17 protein-coding genes are annotated in these 15,828 nt (G+C 65.3%); 12 read left to right on the top strand and 5 right to left on the bottom strand.

All coding sequences use genetic code 11. The features are described from left to right. The first annotated feature begins 3 nt into the window (after nt 1-3). The 6 genes from RMCB_RS33535 to RMCB_RS33560 are packed head-to-tail and all read left to right on the top strand — an operon-like array spanning nt 4 to nt 7,900. The gene (locus RMCB_RS33535; protein ID WP_062832172.1) at nt 4-1,281 is read left to right on the top strand and encodes an MCE family protein; all 1,278 of its coding nucleotides are present in this window, start codon (nt 4-6) and stop codon (nt 1,279-1,281) included. After that, nucleotides 1,278-2,303: an MCE family protein gene (locus RMCB_RS33540; RefSeq protein WP_062832173.1), complete on the top strand. Its 1,026-nt coding sequence runs from the start codon at nt 1,278-1,280 to the stop codon at nt 2,301-2,303. Before RMCB_RS33535 ends, RMCB_RS33540 begins: the two co-directional genes overlap by 4 nt. Then, a complete protein-coding gene (locus tag RMCB_RS33545) occupies nt 2,303-3,385 on the top strand; it encodes an MCE family protein (RefSeq protein WP_062832289.1) in 1,083 nt (360 codons plus the stop codon). The genes RMCB_RS33540 and RMCB_RS33545 overlap by 1 nt, the downstream gene beginning before the upstream one ends. Then, entirely contained in the window at nt 3,385-4,860 is a 1,476-nt protein-coding gene (locus tag RMCB_RS33550) for an MCE family protein (protein ID WP_062832174.1), read from the top strand. Before RMCB_RS33545 ends, RMCB_RS33550 begins: the two co-directional genes overlap by 1 nt. After that, the gene (locus RMCB_RS33555) at nt 4,857-6,173 is read left to right on the top strand and encodes an MCE family protein (protein WP_062832175.1); all 1,317 of its coding nucleotides are present in this window, start codon (nt 4,857-4,859) and stop codon (nt 6,171-6,173) included. The genes RMCB_RS33550 and RMCB_RS33555 overlap by 4 nt, the downstream gene beginning before the upstream one ends. After that, entirely contained in the window at nt 6,173-7,900 is a 1,728-nt protein-coding gene (locus tag RMCB_RS33560; protein WP_062832176.1) for an MCE family protein, read from the top strand. The genes RMCB_RS33555 and RMCB_RS33560 overlap by 1 nt, the downstream gene beginning before the upstream one ends. Before the next feature lie 10 nt (nt 7,901-7,910). Here RMCB_RS33560 and RMCB_RS33565 read toward each other — a convergent pair whose 3' ends face one another. Beyond that, the gene (locus RMCB_RS33565) at nt 7,911-8,420 is read right to left on the bottom strand and encodes an Rv2253/PknI dimerization domain-containing protein (protein ID WP_062832177.1); all 510 of its coding nucleotides are present in this window, start codon (nt 8,418-8,420) and stop codon (nt 7,911-7,913) included. A gap of 146 nt (nt 8,421-8,566) precedes the next feature. Between RMCB_RS33565 and RMCB_RS33570 the strand changes: the two genes are divergently transcribed. Then, nucleotides 8,567-8,953 (top strand): hypothetical protein, encoded by a 387-nt coding sequence (locus tag RMCB_RS33570; protein ID WP_407662171.1) that lies wholly within the window; start codon nt 8,567-8,569, stop codon nt 8,951-8,953. 10 nt (nt 8,954-8,963) lie between these two features. Here the strand turns inward: RMCB_RS33570 and RMCB_RS33575 are convergent, their stop codons facing one another. From RMCB_RS33575 to RMCB_RS33585, 3 genes are all read right to left on the bottom strand, one after another. Then, nucleotides 8,964-9,380, bottom strand: a complete 417-nt coding sequence (locus RMCB_RS33575) for an Rv2576c family protein (RefSeq protein WP_062832179.1) — start codon at nt 9,378-9,380, stop codon at nt 8,964-8,966. Between the two features lie 2 nt (nt 9,381-9,382). Continuing rightward, nucleotides 9,383-9,853: a hypothetical protein gene (locus RMCB_RS33580; protein WP_234792335.1), complete on the bottom strand. Its 471-nt coding sequence runs from the start codon at nt 9,851-9,853 to the stop codon at nt 9,383-9,385. 132 nt (nt 9,854-9,985) lie between these two features. After that, nucleotides 9,986-11,278 (bottom strand): cytochrome P450, encoded by a 1,293-nt coding sequence (locus RMCB_RS33585; RefSeq protein ID WP_062832181.1) that lies wholly within the window; start codon nt 11,276-11,278, stop codon nt 9,986-9,988. A 185-nt stretch (nt 11,279-11,463) separates the two neighbouring features. Between RMCB_RS33585 and RMCB_RS33590 the strand changes: the two genes are divergently transcribed. From RMCB_RS33590 to RMCB_RS33610, 5 genes are all read left to right on the top strand, one after another. Further along, nucleotides 11,464-12,069 (top strand): TetR/AcrR family transcriptional regulator, encoded by a 606-nt coding sequence (locus RMCB_RS33590; protein WP_062832182.1) that lies wholly within the window; start codon nt 11,464-11,466, stop codon nt 12,067-12,069. A 192-nt stretch (nt 12,070-12,261) separates the two neighbouring features. Continuing rightward, entirely contained in the window at nt 12,262-12,972 is a 711-nt protein-coding gene (locus RMCB_RS33595) for a hypothetical protein (protein WP_062832183.1), read from the top strand. Further along, nucleotides 12,969-13,724: a hypothetical protein gene (locus tag RMCB_RS33600; RefSeq protein WP_062832184.1), complete on the top strand. Its 756-nt coding sequence runs from the start codon at nt 12,969-12,971 to the stop codon at nt 13,722-13,724. The genes RMCB_RS33595 and RMCB_RS33600 overlap by 4 nt, the downstream gene beginning before the upstream one ends. Then, nucleotides 13,724-14,299 carry a cytochrome c oxidase subunit 3 gene (locus RMCB_RS33605; RefSeq protein ID WP_062832185.1) on the top strand — a complete coding sequence of 192 codons (576 nt, stop codon included), beginning with the start codon at nt 13,724-13,726 and terminating at the stop codon, nt 14,297-14,299. The genes RMCB_RS33600 and RMCB_RS33605 overlap by 1 nt, the downstream gene beginning before the upstream one ends. 4 nt (nt 14,300-14,303) lie before the next feature. After that, nucleotides 14,304-14,603 carry a cytochrome C oxidase subunit IV family protein gene (locus RMCB_RS33610; RefSeq protein ID WP_234792336.1) on the top strand — a complete coding sequence of 100 codons (300 nt, stop codon included), beginning with the start codon at nt 14,304-14,306 and terminating at the stop codon, nt 14,601-14,603. A 78-nt stretch (nt 14,604-14,681) separates the two neighbouring features. Here RMCB_RS33610 and RMCB_RS33615 read toward each other — a convergent pair whose 3' ends face one another. After that, nucleotides 14,682-15,824: a thiolase family protein gene (locus tag RMCB_RS33615; protein WP_062832186.1), complete on the bottom strand. Its 1,143-nt coding sequence runs from the start codon at nt 15,822-15,824 to the stop codon at nt 14,682-14,684. Nucleotides 15,825-15,828 lie beyond the last annotated feature (4 nt).

Below are 15,828 nucleotides of genomic sequence, written 5' to 3' on the forward strand. Positions count from 1 at the left end.
GAGTTGACACAGAACATCGGCCCGGGCCCGGTCCACCGGTCCGAAACCACCAGTGCGGCAACGCCGGTGGCCGCGCGTCCCGGACGCAGCTTCGGCGTGGGCGGTCACGTCCGCCCGCTGGCCGGTCTGGCCACCGTGGTCGCACTGGGCTTGGTGGTGCTCGTGGCCATCGGCATGTTCCGGGGCAGCTTCACCTCCACCGAGCCGATCACCCTGATCTCGGACCGGGCCGGGCTCGTGATGAACCCTGACGCCAAGGTCAAGATGCGCGGCGTACAGGTCGGAAAGGTCGCCTCGATCGACTACCGGTCCGACGGCAAAGCTGTGCTGCACCTGGCGATGGATCCGTCGCAGATGCGCCTCATCCCACAGGATGTCCGGGCGGACATCGCCTCCACCACAGTGTTCGGCGCCAAGTACGTGCAACTGGTCGTGCCGCCGAACCCCTCCACCGACACCCTGCGTCCCGGGCAGGTGCTGCAGGGCCAGCACGTCACGGTCGAGATCAACACGGTGTTCCAACAACTCACGCGGGTGCTGGACAAGATCGATCCGGCCAAGCTCAACGAAACCCTCGGTGCCATGTCGGCGGCCTTCGGCGGCCGGGGCAAGCAGATGGGGCAGACTCTGACGGACTTCGAGGCCCTGCTGGCCAAGCTGGAGCCCAGCCTGCCGAACCTCTCGCACGACATCGAGTCGATGGCCCCGGTGGCCAACGCGTACGGCGATGCCGCGCCGAACCTCCTGCGCACGGTCGACAACACGAACCACATCAGCGACAGCATCGTCGATGAGCAGACGAATCTCGATGCGTTCCTGGTCAGCTCGATCGGGCTGGCCGACATCGGCAACGACGTCGTCGGAACCAACCGGCCCGCGGTGACCGACGTGCTGCACCTTCTGGTGCCCACGACAGACCTGCTCAACAAGTACGCGCCGAGCCTCAACTGCGCGCTCGAAGGCATGAACTTCATGCGGTTGCAGCCACCGCAGATGGATCCCGGTGTGCTGGTCAACGTGGCGTTCACGCTCGGTATCGAGCGGTACCGGTACCCGCAGAATCTACCCAAGGTGGCTGCCAAAGGCGGTCCGAACTGCATGGGGTTGCCCTACATCGGATTCGGCAACCGGGCGAAATACCTCGTCACCGACACCGATGCGAATCCCTGGCAGTACGGAAACCAGGGGATCCTGCTCAACTCCGACGGACTCAAGCAGATTCTGTTCGGCCCGCTGGACGGCCCGCCGCGTAATACCGCACAGATCGGACAGCCGGGATGACGCGCGGCAGAACCACTTTCATCAAGTTCGCGGTCTTTGCCGTGGTGATGGTCGTGCTCACCGCGTTTCTGTTCATGACGTTCTCGCAGTACCGCGGCGGCTCGTACAACACCTATTCGGCGGTGTTCGGCGACGCGTCCCGGCTGAAAGCCGGCGACACCGTGCGGGTTGCGGGTGTTCGGGTGGGAACGGTCAAAGACGTTTCGCTGCAGCAGGATCGGTCGGTCCGCGTCGACTTCGAGGCCGACCGCAACATTGCCCTGACGACGGGAACCAAGGCCGCGGTGCGGTATCTGAACCTGGTCGGCGACCGTTATCTGGAGCTGATGGACAGCCCGGGGTCCACCAAGCTGCTGCCGGCCGGATCGCAGATACCGAAAGACCGCACCGCCAGTGCGCTCGACCTCGACCTGCTGCTGGGTGGCCTGCGCCCGGTGATCCAGGGCCTCAACCCGCAGGACGTCAACGCGCTGACGTCGTCGTTGATCCAGATCCTGCAGGGCCAGGGCGATTCGCTGGACTCGCTGATGAACCGGACCTCGTCGTTCTCGAACACGCTGGCGGACAACGATCAGGTGATCCAGCAGCTGATCGACAATCTCAACACCGTGGTCGGGACACTGGGCAAGGACGGGAGCAAGTTCTCCACCACGGTCGACCGGCTCGAGCAGTTGGTCAGTGGGCTGTCACAGGACCGTGATCCGATCGGCACCGCCATCACATCGCTGGACAACGGGACTGCGTCCATCGCGAGCTTGCTCACCCAGGCCCGGCCCCCGCTGAAGGGCAGCGTCGAGCAGCTCAACCGGGTGGCCACCGTGCTCGACGACCAGAAGGCGACGCTGGACAGTGGGTTGCAGAAGGCTCCGGACAATTACCGCAAGCTTGCGAGGCTGGGATCGTACGGCAGCTGGATCATGTACTACATCTGCGGAATCTCGCTCCGGGTCACCGATTTGCAGGGCCGCACCGCAGTGTTCCCCATGATCAAACAAGAAGGCGGAAGGTGCGGGGAGCCCTGATGCTGAAGTACCGGGAATCCAATCTCGTCAAGGCCGGCTTCATCGGCACGGCGCTGATCATTCTCGTCATTGCGGTCGGGCTGCAGCCGGAGCGACTGATGCAGTGGGCCACGTCGTTGCGCCATCAGGCGTTGTTCACCGAGGCCGGCGGCATCGCGGTCGGCAATGACGTCACACTGTCGGGTATCAAGGTCGGCAAGGTCACCGATGTGTCCCTGCGCAACGGTGATGCGCTGGTCACTTTCACCACCGACGGCAAGTATCCGTTGGGTTCTTTGACCACGGCGCACATCCGCACGGGCTCGCTGCTCGGTGAACGGGTGCTGACGCTGCAGAGCGACGGCAGCGGGACGCTGCGCACCACCGACGTGATCCCGACCTCGCGCACGTCCTCGCCGTACTCGCTGACCGACGCCGTCAGCGATCTGACGACCAACTCGGCAGGCACCGACACGGCGTCGCTGAATCAGTCGCTGGACACTCTGTCGGCGACCATCGACCAATTGGCGCCCCGGCTCGCTCCGACCTTCGACGGGCTGAGCCGATTGTCCCGTTCGATCAACAGCCGCAACGAGAGCCTGTCGGCGCTGCTCAAGAGTGCCGGCGATGTCACCGCCGTGCTTGCGCAGCGCAGCGACCAGCTCAACACCTTGATCCTCAACGCCAACGATCTGGTCGGCGTCCTCAACGAACGTCGTGAGGCGATCATCGACCTGCTGGCCAACACCGCCGCGGTGTCCCAACAACTCACGGGATTGGTGGCCGACAACGAGGCGCAGCTGGCGCCGACGCTGGAGCGGCTCAACCGGGTCACCGCGGTGCTCGAGAACAACCGGGACAACATCGCCAAGGCGCTGCCGAACATCAAGAAGTTCATGCTGTCGCAAGGTGAAACCCTGGCCAACGGACCGTATTACAACGCCTATGTGCCCAACCTGCAGCCGGCTCAGCTCTTGCAGCCGTTCCTCGACTACGCGTTCGGTTTCCGGCGCGGGGTCAATGCCGGTCAGCCGCCGGACAATGCGGGCCCGCGAGCCGAGTTGCCCTTGCCGTACAACGGGATTCCTGGAGGTTCGCGCTGATGGGCCGGAACAGGCTGGTCAAGATCCTGGCCGTCATGTTGGTGGCGATGCTCGCAGTCGGCGCCGGATTCCTGGTCCGCCAGGCGTATTTCGCCCCGAAGACGATATCGGCGTTGTTCACATCGGCGACCGGCATCTACCCCGGTGACGATGTCCGGGTCTCCGGAGTCAAGGTGGGCACCATCGAGTCCATCTCGCCCGAGGGCACCCAGACCAGGCTGACGCTCACGGTGGACCGCGATGTGCCGGTCCCGGCCGACGCCAAGGCCGTGATCGTCGCGCAGAACCTCGTTGCCGCGCGCTACGTGCAATTGGCGCCGGCCTACCGGTCGAGCGGGCCGACGCTGCCGGACAACGCGGTGATCGGCCTCGACCACACCGCGGTGCCGGTGGAATGGGACCAGGTCAAGGAGCAGCTCATGCGACTGGCCACCGACCTGGGGCCCAAGAGCGGCGTCGGCGGCACCTCGGTGTCGCGGTTCATCGACAGCGCCGCCAATGCGATGGACGGCAACGGAGACAAGTTGCGCCAGACCATAACCCAGCTCTCGGGCGTGGCGCGCATCCTCGCGGAGGGCAGCGGCAACATCGTCGACGTCATCAAGAACCTGCAGACGTTCGTCACGGCGTTGCGCGACAGCAACGAACAGATCGTGTCGTTCCAGAACCGGATGGCGACGCTCACCAGCGTCATCGACGGCAGCCGGTCCGACCTTGACGCAGCACTGAAAAACCTGTCGGTCGCGGTCGTCGAGGTGCAGCGATTCGTGGCCGGTACGCGTAATCAGACCTCCGAGCAGGTCCAGCGGTTGGCCAACGTGACGCAGAACCTTGTCGACCACAAGATGGACGTCGAGAACATCCTGCACATCGCGCCCAACGCGTTCATCAACGGCTACAACATCTACAACCCGGACACCGGCAGCGCCGTGGGACAGTTCGTGCTGAACAACTTCTCCAACCCAGTCCAATTCATCTGCGGCGCAATCGGAGCCATCGAGAACACCACCGCACCGGAGACATCCAAACTGTGCTCGCAATACCTGGGGCCGGCCCTGCGGCTGCTGAACTTCAACTATCTGCCGTTCCCGATCTCGCCGTACCTGATGCCGTCGGCCAACCCCGCCAACATCCTCTACTCAGAGCCAGGGCTGGCGCCGGGGGGAAGCGGTGGCGTACCGGGACCGCCGGAAACACCACCGTCGCTCTCCGCGTACAACCCGGGTCCGCCCCCACCGCCACCGTTCACCGGCCGGCCCCCGGGAACGCCTCCACCCGGCGCGCAGCAGATGCTGCCCGAAGGGCGTCCCGTCGTGCAGCCCAGTGTGCCGTCCTCCGTACGGGACATGCTGACCCCGGCGGGGCCGGCGGACGGCGCGACGACGGGTCCGGCGCCCGGCCCCGAAAACCCGTCGACCGGTGCGCCGTTGCCTGCCGAAGCGCCGCAAGCGGCAGAAGGGACGCCACCAGCATGAGCAGGGCAAATCCCGTGCGGCTTGTGGTCGCCGTCGCCTCGTGTGTCGCGCTGACCGCGAGCGGTTGCGCCTTTCAGGGAGTGAACTCGCTTCCGCTGCCGGGTGCGGTCGGCCGGGGTTCCGAAGCCACCGTCTATCACGTCGAGATCGCGAATGTGGCGACGCTGGAGCCGAACTCGCCGGTCATGATGAACGATGTCGTGGTGGGCAGCGTGCGCTCGCTGGGGGTCAGCAATTGGCACGCCGACGTCGAGTTCTCGGTGCAGCCGGGCACGGTGGTGCCCGCCAACGCCATCGCCAGCATCGGGCAGACCAGCCTTCTCGGCTCGATGCACTTGGCGCTCAACCCGCCCGCGGGTCAAGCGCCGGAAGGCAAACTCCCGGCAGGAGCGACCATTCCGTTGAACGACTCGTCGACCTATCCGACCACCGAGCAGACCCTGGGGTCACTCGCCGCGGTGGTCAACGGCGGCGGACTCGGGCAGATCGGCGACGTCATCCACAACTTCAGCGCCGCGCTGAACGGCCGCGAGGGCGACATCCGTTCTCTGATAACGCGGTTGGATACGTTTGTCGGCACCCTGGATGCTCAGCGGGACAGCATCGTCGCGAGCATTCAAGGGCTCAACCGACTGGCCGCGACGTTCGCCGGTCAGCGCGATGTCATCACCCGTGCGTTGGACAAGATTCCGCCGGCGCTCGACGTGTTGATCAGAGAACGGCCCCGACTGACCACCGCTTTGCAGAAGCTGGGGACGTTCAGCGACACCGCGAACCGCTTCGTCAACGATTCGCAGGCCGATCTGGTGGCCAATCTGAAGAACCTGGAGCCGGCGTTCAAGGCGCTCGGCGACGTTGGCCCCGACCTCGCCGCCGTCCTGGAGTACGCGGTGCACTTCCCGTTCACCCAGAGCTTCATGGACCGTGCCATCCGCGGCGATTACTACAACCTGTTCGCGACCATCGACCTGACCATCCCGCGGTTGAAGCACAGTCTGATGCTCGGTACCCGCTGGGCGCAGGAGGATACGACTCTTGTTCCAGCGCCTGGTGATCCGTCATACCTGAACTACACCTACGATCCGCTCAAGACCGGGGTGAACCCGCCACCGCCGGGCGCCTTCCCGCCGGCTCCTGACGCGCCGCCACCCGGTGAAGCGCCACCACCGCCGCCGCCGCCGGTCGCGACCGGACCGATCCTGCCGGTGACACCGCCTGCGCCGCTGGCGATCCCCGGCAGCCCGGCTCCGGACACGGCGCCGGCCCCGGGTGCGCCTGCCCCGATATTCGCCGGACCGTATGGGGGACACTGATGCTCACACGTTTCGTCCGCACCCAGCTGGTCCTCTTCACGGTCGCATCGATCGTCGGTGTCGCGGTGATGCTGTTCGGTTACATGCAGGTACCCACTCTGTTGGGCGTCGGCCGGATCACCGTCAAGGTGGAACTGCCTGCCACCGGGGGGCTTTACCAGTTCAGCAATGTCACGTACCGCGGTTCCCAGATCGGCAAGGTCACGTCGGTCGATCTGACCGACAAGGGCGCAGTGGCCACGTTGTCGCTCGACCGGTCACCGAAGGTGCCCGCCGATCTGCAGGCGCAGGTCCGCAGCATGTCGGCGGTAGGGGAGCAGTACATCGACCTGCTGCCCCGCACCGACTCGCCGCCCTACCTTCAGGATGGATCGGTTGTCGCGATGTCCGACACCACCGTTCCGCAACAGGTCGGCCCGATGCTGGATCAGCTCAGTGCGCTCGTGGACACCATTCCCAAGGACAAGCTCAGCCAGCTGCTCGACGAGTCGTTCAACGCCTTCAACGGCACCGGCTACGATTTCGGCTCGCTTTTGGACTCGGCGGCGACCATCACCCGGGACTCCAACGCGGTGTCGGATCACACGCGCACGCTGATCGACGACTCGGGCCCGTTCCTCGATGCGCAGGCGCAGACCACGGATTCGATCCGGACGTGGGCGGCGAGCCTCGCGGGCGTCACCGACCAGGTGGCCACCAACGACCCCCAGTTCCGGTCGATCCTGCGCAACGGCCCGGGTTTCGCCAATGAGACATCGCAACTGCTGCAGCAGATCAAGCCGACGCTGCCGGTGCTGCTGGCTAACCTGTCCACCTTCGGTCAGATCGCGGTGACCTACAATCCGTCGCTCGAGCAGATCCTGGTGCTGTTGCCGCCGTACGTCGCCCAGATACAGACCTACGCGCCGACCAACACTCCGACCGGTCTGCCCAATGGCGACTTCTCGTTGGGCCTCGGTGACCCACCGGCCTGCACCGTCGGCTTCCTCCCCCCGTCGGCGTGGCGCTCACCATCGGACACGTCAGTCATCGATACGCCCGACAACATTTACTGCAAGTTGCCGCAGGATTCGCCGATCGGGGTTCGCGGTGCGCGTAACTACCCCTGCATGGGGCACCCGGGCAAACGGGCACCCACCGTCGAATTGTGCGACGATCCAAGGGGATTCCAGCCTCTGGCGCAGCGACAGCATGCGCTCGGCCCGTATCCGCTGGATCCGAACCTGATTTCGCAGGGGATTCCGACCGATCAGCGAGTGCTGCCCGACGACAACATCTTCGGGCCGCTCGGAGGCACTCCGCTGCCGCCGGGGGTATCCGCGCCGCCGCCCGGCGCGGCGCCCGAGCCGCAGCCACCTGCCAGCTTCCCGGGCATGCCTCCGGGTCCGCTGCTGCCCGGTCAGCCGATCTACACCGAGCCCCCGGTGCCCGGACAGCCGGCACCGCCTGCACCTGACCCGAATGCGGTCCCGCTTGCGCCTGCGCAGCGGCCTGAGGCATCGGAGGTTCCGGTGCCGCATGGACCGGCGCTGCCCCCGGAGCCCGATGCCGGGGCACCGGCCGCCGCGCCGAGTGCGTTCCACGGCGGCGGCTCGGCAGGGCCGTCGGTGGCAATCGCGAAGTACGACCCGCGCACCGGTCAGTACATGGGCAGCGACGGCAAGCTGTACCAGCAGGCCAACCTCGCCACGACGCCGAAGTCGTGGCAGGACCTCATGCCCAATTGATCGGTGGGTGTCAGAGTTTTTTCATGTAGAACGGCATCCGGATGGTCGGCCATTGGTTGCGGCCGCACGAGCCGCTGGCGCCCACGGTGATGCTCTCCCCGGTGTACTCGGTGGAAGCGAGGTCCACGTGCGCGTCGGTGCCGACGGGGTAGAGCTTATGCGTCTGCAGACCCTCGATGGGTGTGCCGTCTGCGCAGAATCGCCATTGGGGCACAACGTGTTTGACATACCACAGGCCGTTGGTGGTGTAGATCGGTGCGGTCCAGCCCTCGTCGCTGGTGACGGTGCCCGCGCAGTCGGTGGGTGACGTGCACGACGTGCTCACGGTCCACGTGCTCCGTACCGAAGGTTGGTTCTCGTAGCGCTCGTTGATCTTGGCCCAGTCTCCATTGGCCGACGTCGCGAACGTGCCGTTGATGCCCCGCCCGGCCGATGCGCCGGCCGGTGCGGCCCCGATGAGGCCGACCCATGCTGTCGCGGCCACCACCGCAGCGACCGCGTGTACCTTCGACGCCGACATGGAGTCACTCCTTGCGGTGGAAGTGATGTTCTCAGTAAGTGAGAATAACACTATCAATCGCGGAGCAATCGGCGATTTTTCGCGGCTGGCCGTAGTAATATTCTCGCAAACCGAGAGTTTCGTTTTCACCTTGCGAGGGTAGTGACGTGCGTGTGACCGTGATCGCGGCCGCTTCGGCAATGGTCGCCGCGACAATCATTGCGCCGCAGGCGAATGCGGGGCCGCAGACGTGCAACGACGCCTTCTGCGTGCCGGGGATCGATGGAAATGCCGAGCTCGGCGCGCCGTGCGGGAACACGTCTTATTACGTCTTCGGTGTCGACGGCCGCAACGGGTGGGGGCGGTTGCTGTTCTGTGGTTCGCCGCGGCGGTATGACCCCCGGTGGTTCCGCTCGCCGCCGATGGCCGGCATTCGTGACGAGGGCAGCCTCTGCACGACCGAGATGGACCAGGTGGCGCAGGCCCCTGACGGTCTGTTCCTGACTTGTGTTCCGATGAACGGTGATTCGCGTTGGCGGCGCGGGGACGCCTAGCCGCGCCCGGTCACCAGTTGCGAATCGAGCACAGCACGCCCTTGGGGCCGCTGCTGGTCTTGACGACGGTACCGTCCACGGCCAGTTCGCAATTGAAGCCGGGCGTGGGAGTGTTGGGCGACTCGCCACTTTGCACCAGCACCATCGCCCACAGATCAGGATCGGCGAGCATCGCGTCGAACACCCAGGGCTTGTTCGGCGCGAGGTCGGCCTCGGCTCTCGGGCTGAATTCGTAGGGATTATGGCTGTAGTCCGACCACGTCGGCGGATCGGTGTCGCGATAGTAGATGTGGGCGAAGAACGGGGCATTCGCCGTCACGGTGTAGCGGACGTGGTGCAGCACGGGATTGTCGTCGGCCGCTGCCGGGGCCGCGGTGGCTCCCACGGCGAACGAAAGTGCTGTTGTCACGGCCCATATCGCGCGCATCGTCACATCCTGGTCAGGGTGAACGGGTAGGTGAGCGTGCCACCCGGCGCGCCGTCGCACCCGGTGTCGAAGGTCGACACCATCTCGCCGGCGAGGGTGTCGGCATCCCAGCTGTAGACGTCATGAGTTGGGATGGTCGGCCCGTAATAGATGTCGCCGCAACGCAATCCGAACGGGTCGTCGATGACCATCGTGTACCGGCCGTCCGCCAGGGTCGCTTGGGAGTGAGTATTCGCGGCTTTGGCGACCGGCTGAGGGATCGAAAGGACGCTGAGGCAGTTGAATCTTTCCGGGCCGCCGGTTGTGAGGCACGGCGCCAACGCCGACCAGATCCAGGTGTGGAAGTCTCGCCGGTCCGGAATGTTGAGCATGTAGTTGCCGTAGTACATGGCCGAGGCCGGGGGAGCCAGGGTGATCGCCACCGCCACGCCCAGCGCGGCCGTCGTCGCCGTGATCAACGAACGGGACTTCACAGGCTCCTCCACGCGTTCGGCACTGCTCGGGTCACTATAAGACGAGACCTGCCCTCGGCGTCCGGAAATCGGGAATCTCGCCCTCGTTTGGCGAGATTGATATTCTCATTGTTGAGAATACTGGATTGACCGTCAGTGAACCGGAGTGAACCTGATGTTCAACGCGGTGAGCCCGCGCAGGATGAAGGTCGGCTCGTACGTGTAGCGACGGTCGCCTGCAGGGCCGTGGTGCTCCTCGTCGATGGTGATCTCACTCATCCGGTCGAGGATCCGCTCGAGGGACACGCGCCCCTCCACGCGGGCCAGGGGGCCGCCCGGGCAGCTGTGGACGCCTCGACCGAAGGCGATGTGCTCCCGGACGTTCTTGCGGTCGAGGCTGAACGTGTGGGGATCCTCGAAGCGCACCGGATCGCGGTTGACCGCACCCGGGCACACCATCACCGTGGTGCCTGCCGGCACGTCGACCCCGCCCAGCTCGGTGTGCTTCTTCGCGAGCCGGAACTGGCTCTTGACAGGCGCATCCATGCGCAATGCCTCCTCGACGAACGTCGGGATGCGGCTGCGGTCCTGGCGCAGGGCGGCCTGCACATCCTGACGGTCACCCAGCACGCGCAGCGACGCGGACAGCAGCTTGGTGGTGGTCTCCTGGCCGGCGGCGAACAAGAAGGTCGCCGAGCGGACGACGTCGATGACCTCGGGCGTCGACCCGTCCGGGTACTTCGCGGTCGCCAGCGCCGTCAGCACGTCGTCGCGCGGGTTCTCGCGCCGATCCTGCAGGTAGCCGACGAACTTCTCGTCGAGCCAGGCCAAGGGGTTCATCGCGAGCTGGTCACCGTCGAGCGAGCCGACGATGGCGCCCGGCCGCGGCGCGCCGAGCACGTGGCGGAACTCGTCGTGGTCCGACTCCGGCACGCCTAGCAGGTCGGCGATCACCAGCAGAGAGAACGGCTTGGCGTAGGCGGACAGGAACTCGCAGCGCCCGTCGGCCAGGAAATCGTCGAGGCACTCATCGGCGAGCCGCCACATGAAGTCCTCGTTCTCCTTGAGCCGGCGCGGTGTCAGCAGCCGGTTGAGTAGCGACCGTGCGTCGGTGTGCTGTGGCGGATCCATGGTGACCATGTGCTCGAACATCGGCAGCGCAGATCGGTGGGCCTCGATCTGGGCGGTGATGTCTTCGCCCTCGGGCGTGAACGGCAGTGGCGGGAAGGGGCCACCGACCGCGATGCACGACGAGAACGTGTCGGTGTCCTTGAGGACCGTGGTCGCCTCGTCGAAGCTCGTGACGGCCAGGACGCCGTAGTGAGGTTCACGGACGACGGGGCATTTGCTGCGCAGGTGGTCGAAGTACGGATGCGGGTCGGGCACCAGGGACTGGTCGGTGAAGTAGTCGACGGTGTCGAAGTCGGTCGTCGGTGAATCGGCCATGGTGTGCGCTACCTCCCGAAATCAATGTGCGCGCTGATGGTTTCGCGGCAGGCTGGGCCGCGCGACGAGATGGGCCAAAGTGCTGAGCACTTGCTTAGCATGGCGGTAGAGTCGTGGTCAAGATCACTCGGCGCGGCGCGGTTACGATTTGCGTGCCGTTTTTTGTGGTGGGAAAGGAGCCTGGCATGGCATCGGCGCGGAGGATCGGGGCGCCGGACGCGAAGAACCGCCTCGTGCTGCTGGAGGCTGCCGAACAGCTGATGGTTGAAGAGGGCTACGCCGCGGTGACCTCGCGCCGGGTGGCTGACAAGGCCGGCCTCAAACCGCAGCTGGTGCACTACTACTTCCGGACCATGGACGATCTGTTCCTCGCGGTGTTCCGCAGACGCGCCGAGGAGGGCCTGGCCGAGCAGGCGCGCGCACTGGATTCCGCACAGCCGTTGTGGGCGCTGTGGCGGTTCGGCACGGATCCCGCCGCCACCCGCCTCACGATGGAGATCATGGGGCTGGCCAATCACCGCAAGGCGTTGCGGGCGGAGATCGCGCACTATGCCGAGCGGTTCCGGGAGGAGCAGACCAAGGCGATGACGGCGGCACTGCATCGGTACGGTGTCGACGCCTCCGAGGTCCCGCCCATCGTCTGGACGGTCTTCGCCACCAGCGTCTCGCGGGTGTTGGTCATGGAGCAGGCGCTCGGGATGTCCTCGGGCCACGACGAGGTGATCGCGTTCTGTGAGGGCTGGCTGCGACGCCTGGAAGGTGAGCCGCAGCCGGTCGAGGCATCCGCCTGACGCCGTCACCCGATCGGCACTCGCAGGATCGAAAACATCACTTTCAAATGATAGAACGCCGTTTCCGCGTTTGAAGATGCCTTCGACGGACGAGTGTGCTCAGACCGTTGACGTCCGCTAGCCGTCCGGCTACCGTCGCCAGGGTAGCCGATCGGCTAGTTCGATCCCTTGGGCGGAAGGGCGTGCGATCCGATGAACACCAGGGCGCAGTGGATCAGCCTCTGGATCACGCCGTTCTTCGCCGGCCTGCTGCTCGCCGCGCTGATCGCGTTTCCCGGCTTCTGGCCGCCGATGTCACCGAACCTGAGTGCCGAGCAGGTCGCCGAGTTCTACCGGCACAACGGCGCGATGGTCCGGTTCAGCATGATCACGGTCAACCTGTGCGCGATCATGCTGGTCCCGTTCTTCATGGTGATCGTGGTGCAGATGAAGCGGATGGCCACATCGAGTCACGTGTTGGCGTACTGCTACCTGGCCGCGGCCGCCAACGGCGCGACGCTTTTGGCCATCGCCGACATCTTCTGGCTGGTCGCCGCGTTCCGTCCCGAGCGTAATCCGCAACTGACGCAACTGCTCAACGATCTGGCCTGGCTCGTCTTCATCGCGCCGGTGGGCATGGTCGTCGTCGCGAATCTCTGCCTGGCACTGGCAGTGTGGCTCGATGCGCGGACCCCACCCGTGTTCCCCCGGTGGGTGGCGCCGTTCAGTCTGGTGACCGCCGCCGCCATGGCGCCCGCGGCGTGCGCCGTCGTCTTCCGGACCGGCCCCCTGGCATGGGATGGCGCCATCTCGTTCTGGTTGCGCAACAGCGCTTTCGTGCTCTACGTCGCGGTGATGTTCGTCGTCGTGCGCTCCGCCATCGCCGGGCAGGCCGCAGAGTCGAGCACCGAGCCGGCGATATGAGCAGCACGACAACGGTATTGGACACGCGGTCGGCCACGCCGGCCTGGACCCGGCGCCCCAAAATCGACCAGTGGATCTGCTGGTGGACCATCCCGGTTTTCTACCTCATCTTCGGGCTGATCTTCGTGGTGCTCACCCGGGTGATGCCACCGCCGCGGCCCGACGCCCGGCCGGATCAGATCGTGTTGTTCTTCGCCGAGCACTCGCTGAGCATCCGGATCGGTTTCGGCCTGCTGATGATCTTCATCGGCTTCACCGGATTCGCCAACGGCCTCATCGCCTTTCAGATCAAGCGAATGTCCGTCGCGCCGGTGTTCGCGTATTCCTACATCGCGTCGCTGGCGGTCGGAGCGGTACCGGGGTGCTTGTTCGCTGCGTTCGCCTTCGTCGCCGCGGCATACCGCCCGGACCGGGATCCGGACCTCATCGCACTGCTCTACGACCTGGGGCTGCTGTCCTTCGTCGGTTCGCTGGGGTGTTTCGCCACGCAGAACATGGTGCTGGCCCTGGCGATCTTCCTGGACCGCAACGATGTGCTCCCGAAATGGCTTGCGTACATGTCGATCTGGATGATAGTCACCGAACTGCTCGCCGGCCCGGTGTTCGTGTTCAAATCCGGTCCGCTGGCCTGGAACGGTTCCATCAGCTTCTACGTCGGGACGGTGGTTTTCGTGGTGTGGGAGACCTGCATCATCTACCTGCTGTACCAGACGATCACCAAGCAGGCGCCGGATGCGCGGGTGCAGGACTGATGGCACTGCGCGAGCGGGCCGCGGCCGCACCGCATTTGCCTGCCGACGGTGGCATGTGGGTCTTCGTGCTCGGCGACCTCGTCATCTTTACCAGCTATTTCGTCATTTTCATGATTTACCGGGCGCGGCAGCCCGAGCTGTTCCTCGCCTCCCAGCAACACCTGAGCATCAATTTCGGCGTGGTCAACACCCTGACGTTGCTCGCCAGTTCGTGGTTGATCGCCCGCAGTGTGCTCGCTGCCAGGGCGGGCGACAGTGCCCGCGCCATGAAACTGACCGTCGGTGGCGGCTTGTGCGGTGTGGTGTTCATCGTGATCAAGGCGTTCGAGTGGTCGGCGAAGATCGGCCAGGGACTGACCTTCTCCAGCAACGACTTCTTCATGTTCTATTACATGCTCACGGGTGTGCACCTGTTTCACGTCGCACTCGGCCTGGTGTTTTTGGGCGTCAACTACTTTGAGCTGCGCAACCCGCAGTATCGACGCATCGCGATGGTGGAGACCGGAGCCATGTACTGGCACTTGGTCGACATGCTCTGGATTGTCATTTTCACGTTGCTCTACGTGCTGAGGTGAGGCTGTGACAGCGACCAATACCGCGTCGGCTGTGCGACGCGGCGGCAGGGTGCTCACGTGGGTGTGGTTGATCCTGAGCGTGCTGACGGTGATGTCGTGGTGGATCGGGCCGGTCCGGTCGCCGGGTATCCCGCACGCCAGCGTGCCCATCACTGTTGTGGTGCTGGCGCTGGGGGCGATCAAGTGCCGCATGGTGATTCGCTACTTCATGGAAGTGCGGTCCGCACCGATGTGGCTACGCGTCGTGACCGACGCGTGGCTGGTCCTGCTCTGGGGTGCCGTGCTCGCCATCTATGCGTGGTGACATTTCCCTGGCGAGCAGACATGTGGGTGCGCGAACCGCGGCGTGTCGCGTACCGCCACGTCTGCTCGCGGGAGAAGTCTAGAGCGACAGGATGGTTGCCGACGCGGTGCCGGGTGCGCCGTATACCTGTGCCAAGCCGACGCGAGGTTTGCCGGGCACTTGGCGGGCACCGGCCTCACCGCGCAATTGCCGTACCAGCTCGTGCATCTGGCGCAGGCCGGAAGCGCCGATCGGCTCACCGTTGGCGATCAAGCCACCGTCGGTGTTGACGGGGATGGACCCGTGGATCGCCGTGGCCCCGTCGGCCAGCAGCTTTTCCTGCTCACCGTCGGCGCACAGGCCCGTCTCGGCCATGTGGATGACCTCGGCACCGGCGTCGGTGTCCTGCAGCTGTGCGATGTCGACATCCTCGGGGCCGATACCGGCCGACTCGTAGGCGGCCTTGGCCGCGTACACCGTCGGCGACGGATCTTCGTCGAGCGGTGCCGAGGTGGCGTGCACCTCGTAGGCGCCGAACGTCCGCGTCCGGATCTCACTGGCCCGCACGTAGACCGGTTTGTCCGTATAACGGTGGGCGATGTCGGCGCGGCACATGATGACGGCTGCGGCGCCTTCGTCGGGGGCGCAGAACATGTACTGGGTCAGCGGATAGTTGAGCACCGGCGAACCCAGGATCTCATCGACGGATATCTCCTTGCGGCGGAACGCATTCGGGTTGAGCGCTCCGTTGCGGAAGTTCTTGTTGGCCACCCGCGCAAGCGTCTGCCGCGAGATGTTGTGTTTGTGGATGTAGTGATTGGCCTTCATACCGAAGAACTTGGTGGTGACGAACTGACCGTTCTCGGCGTACCACTGAGGCAGCGCGAGCTTGGCCGGGTCGTCGGTGAACGCCCCCCGCGGATGCTTGTCCAGGCCGATCGCGATACCGATGTCGTACTTGCCCAGCCGGATGGTGTCGGCAGTCTGCTGGATGGCGCTGGCCGCGGTGGCGCAGGCATTGAAGACATTGGTGAACGTGATGCCGGTCAGGCCGACGAGCCTGGTGACGGCATCCGGGTTGGACACCTCATAGCTGCCGCCGAAACCGAATTGGATGTCTTTCCAGGCGATTCCGGCGTCGTCGAGGGCGAGCTGGATGGCCTCGGCGCCCATCTGCATCGCGGTCTTGTCGAACCGGCCGAACGGGTGCAGACCCACGCCGATGATGGCTACGTCGTTCATGTGG

Origin of the sequence: Mycolicibacterium brisbanense, from assembly GCF_001570425.1 — a bacterium.
Classification (GTDB): Bacteria; Actinomycetota; Actinomycetes; order Mycobacteriales; family Mycobacteriaceae; genus Mycobacterium; species Mycobacterium brisbanense.